1 rRNA gene is annotated in these 1836 nt (G+C 59.9%); it reads right to left on the reverse strand.

Annotation, left to right across the window (positions count from 1 at the left end):
- Positions 1-13 precede the first annotated feature (13 nt).
- Positions 14-1836, reverse strand: a 23S ribosomal RNA gene (locus tag BMZ50_RS23460); the annotation flags it as partial.

Consider the following 1836-nt stretch of genomic DNA (forward strand, 5'->3'; position numbering starts at 1 on the left):
GCCTGTAGGGCGTGTGGTCAAGTCCTCGGCCTATTAGTACCGGTCAGCTCCACGCCTCGCGGCGCTTCCACCTCCGGCCTATCAACCCGCTGGTCTGGGCGGGGGCCTTACCCGGTTGACCCGGTGAGAGACCTCATCTTGAAGCGAGCTTCCCGCTTAGATGCTTTCAGCGGTTATCCCTGCCGAACGTAGCCAACCAGCCGTGCACCTGGCGGTACAACTGGCACACCAGAGGTTCGTCCGTCCCGGTCCTCTCGTACTAGGGACAGCTCTTCTCAAGTCTCTTACGCGCACGGCGGATAGGGACCGAACTGTCTCACGACGTTCTAAACCCAGCTCGCGTACCGCTTTAATGGGCGAACAGCCCAACCCTTGGGACCTACTCCAGCCCCAGGATGCGACGAGCCGACATCGAGGTGCCAAACCATCCCGTCGATATGGACTCTTGGGGAAGATCAGCCTGTTATCCCCGGGGTACCTTTTATCCGTTGAGCGACACCGCTTCCACCTGCCGGTGCCGGGTCACTAGTCCCAGCTTTCGCTCCTGCTCGACCCGTCGGTCTCACAGTCAAGCTCCCTTGTGCACTTGCACTCGACACCTGGTTGCCAACCAGGCTGAGGGAACCTTTGGGCGCCTCCGTTACATTTTGGGAGGCAACCGCCCCAGTTAAACTACCCACCTGACACTGTCCCTGATCCGGATCACGGACCGAGGTTAGACATCCAATTCGACCAGAGTGGTATTTCAACGGCGACTCCACGGACACTGGCGTGCCCGCTTCACAGTCTCCCACCTATCCTACACAAGCCGAACCGAACACCAATATCAAGCTATAGTAAAGGTCCCGGGGTCTTTCCGTCCTGCCGCGCGTAACGAGCATCTTTACTCGTAGTGCAATTTCGCCGAGCCTGTGGTTGAGACAGCTGAGAAGTCGTTACGCCATTCGTGCAGGTCGGAACTTACCCGACAAGGAATTTCGCTACCTTAGGATGGTTATAGTTACCACCGCCGTTTACTGGCGCTTGAGTTCTGAGCTTCGGCCCCGAAGGGCCTAACCCGTCCCCTTAACGTTCCAGCACCGGGCAGGCGTCAGTCCGTATACATCGTCTTACGACTTCGCACGGACCTGTGTTTTTAGTAAACAGTCGCTTCTCACTGGTCTCTGCGGCCGCCCTCCGCTGCCGGCAGCAAGTGCCTTCACGGAAAGCGGCCCCCCTTCTCCCGAAGTTACGGGGGCATTTTGCCGAGTTCCTTAACCACAGTTCGCTCGATCGCCTCGGTATTCTCTACCTGACCACCTGAGTTGGTTTGGGGTACGGGCCGCTGGGAACTCGCTAGAGGCTTTTCTCGGCAGCATAGGATCATCCCATTCGCCTCAATCGGCTATGCGTCGGGCCTCACCCTGTGTGCAGACCGGATTTGCCTGGTCTGCGGGCCACACCCTTGCACCGGTACTACCACTCACCGGCGGGACTACCTTCCTGCGTCACCCCATCGCTTGCCTACTACCAGTCCGGATCCCGCGCTAGTCCCGGCCGCTACCTCGAAAGGATCACGGCCGGTGTTCGGGCGGTTAGCATCGCTGGGTTCGGCATGGGCGTTCCTTCGCGGGTACGGGAATATCAACCCGTTGTCCATCGACTACGCCTGTCGGCCTCGCCTTAGGTCCCGACTCACCCTGGGCGGATTAGCCTGGCCCAGGAACCCTTGGTCTTCCGGCGGGGGAGGTTCTCACTCCCCTCTCGCTACTCATGCCTGCATTCTCACTCGCGTGGCGTCCACGGCTGGATCACTCCGCCGCTTCCCTCGCCACGCGACGCTCCCCTACCCATCCA

The sequence above is a fragment of the Geodermatophilus ruber genome (assembly GCF_900114385.1).
In the GTDB taxonomy this organism is placed as follows: Bacteria; Actinomycetota; Actinomycetes; order Mycobacteriales; family Geodermatophilaceae; genus Geodermatophilus; species Geodermatophilus ruber.